3 protein-coding genes are annotated in these 1,759 nt (G+C 60.7%); all 3 read right to left on the bottom strand.

The genetic code is table 11. The annotated features are described in order from the left end of the window. Complete coding sequence (locus JCM25146_RS15885) at positions 1 to 432, bottom strand: ExbD/TolR family protein (RefSeq protein WP_025829274.1); 432 nt, start codon at positions 430 to 432, stop codon at positions 1 to 3. A gap of 72 nt (positions 433 to 504) precedes the next feature. Further along, on the bottom strand, positions 505 to 930 hold the full coding sequence (locus JCM25146_RS15880; protein ID WP_025829272.1) for an ExbD/TolR family protein: 426 nt from the start codon (positions 928 to 930) through the stop codon (positions 505 to 507). Positions 931 to 933: 3 nt separating this feature from the next. Next, a partial coding sequence (locus JCM25146_RS15875) for a MotA/TolQ/ExbB proton channel family protein (protein ID WP_025829270.1) occupies positions 934 to 1,759 on the bottom strand: 826 nt, incomplete at its 5' end.

The following is a 1,759-nucleotide window of genomic DNA, read 5'->3' as shown; positions in this document are numbered from 1 at the left end:
TTACTGATCGACGAACTGTTCCTGCCCGACGATTCCCATCTGTGTCACGCCCAGGCGCTGTGCGTCGGCCATGACGTGGATAACGGTCTTGTAGTCAGCCAGCCTGTTGGGCTGGATGTGGAACTCCGGCTTGGGCTGTGCGGAGGCGATCTCGCGCAGGTGGGCCTGCAGATCGTCCTCACCACTGACCGGCTGCCCGTTCCAGGTGATCGTGTTGTCAAAGTCCACCACAAGCGTCACAACCGGAACCTCCTCCGTAGAAGGTGGCGGGTTGCCCTGTGGCAGGTCAATCGCAACAGACTGCGTCTGCAACGGAATGGTAATAATCAGCATGATCAGCAGAACAAGCATCACGTCAATCAATGGCGTGGTGTTGATGTCGACAATGCCTTCGTCTTCCGTCGTGCTATCCGACCCGACATTCATGCCCATGATCAGTTACTCTCTTTACTCCTGCCCCCCGTGCACAAACGCACAGGGGGGCGGGGCCATGGCCCGCCGTTGTCAGTTGCTCTTCGGCTTCTCGGTAATGAAGTCGATGTGGTAGATCCCCGCCTGCTGGCAGGCGGCCACCATCTTGCCTACAGTCTCATACCGGGCCTTCATGTCCCCGCGGATCTGGATCTGCGGCTGCGGTTTGAGCACGGCCACCTTCTCCAGATGTTCCAGAAGGTCCGCCTGATCCCTGATCGGGGTTTCATCCCAGAACGCCTTGCCATCCGCCGTGACTGCCAGCACCACGTTGCTCATCATCGTCTGCGTGGGCTGGTTCATGTCGCGCGGCAGGTTGACCTTGACCGTATGGGTCGCCACCGGAATGGTGATCAGGAAGATGATCAGCAGAACAAGCATCACATCCACCAGAGGGGTCGTGTTGATGGCGGAGACGACTTCGTCGTCCCCTCCCCCGTTGCCAACCTGCATTCCCATGGCTCAGCCCACCCGGTTGGAAGTTGTGACCGTGGTCGGGGAGTTGTCGGCGTTCACACGTACCGCATCCGCCGCCGCACCGTGGCGCACGCCACCGATCAGGATGGACTGCAGGTCATCGGCAAAATCACGCACCTGGTCCATGGCCCCTTTGTTACGGCGCACCAGCAGGTTGTAACCCAGCACCGCAGGCACGGCTGTTGCCAGACCAATGGCGGTCATGATCAGCGATTCACCCACAGGACCTGCAACCTTGTCGATGGAGGCCTGACCGGCAATGCCAATGGCGGTCAGCGCGTGGTAGATGCCCCACACCGTACCGAACAGCCCGATGAACGGAGAGGTGGACCCCACGGTGCCAAGGAAGGCCAGACCCTTCTGCAGGCTGTTCTGGATATTGTTCACCGCACGCTGGATGGACATGGAGGTCCAGCTATGCAGGTCAATGGCTTCCTGCATCGTGCCTTCATGGTGTTCGGCGGCTGTAATGCCGGTATCGGCAATATAGCGGAACGGAGAGGAGGGGGAGAGTGCGGACGCCCCTTCCTGGATGCTGTGCTTGGTCCAGAAGCTCTTGGTCGCATCCTTGGAGGCCGCAAACAGACGCCCCTGTTCGATGAACTTGGTGATCATGATGAACCATGTGCCAAGCGACATGATGAGCATGATGACGAGCACGCCACGGGCGATAATGTCCCCGTTCGACCACAGGGCGGACAGGCCGTAGGGGTTGGCGTCATCCTTGGCTTCCGGCGCGGGAGCGGGAGCCGGGGCTTCTGCCGGGGCAGCGGGGGCGGCTGCGGCCGGTGCAGGGGCTGGTGCAGCATCA

The organism is Acetobacter okinawensis JCM 25146 (genome assembly GCF_000613865.1).
Classification (GTDB): Bacteria; Pseudomonadota; Alphaproteobacteria; order Acetobacterales; family Acetobacteraceae; genus Acetobacter; species Acetobacter okinawensis.
The sequence above is the reverse complement of the archived record's forward strand: the minus strand, read 5'-3'. Positions and strand labels throughout refer to the sequence as shown.

Excerpts from the sequence above, each read along its gene's own strand:
- JCM25146_RS15885 (WP_025829274.1), bottom strand. The coding sequence starts at position 432 with ATGGGCATGAATGTCGGGTCGGATAGCACGACGGAAGACGAAGGCATT.
- JCM25146_RS15880 (WP_025829272.1), bottom strand. The coding sequence starts at position 930 with ATGGGAATGCAGGTTGGCAACGGGGGAGGGGACGACGAAGTCGTCTCC.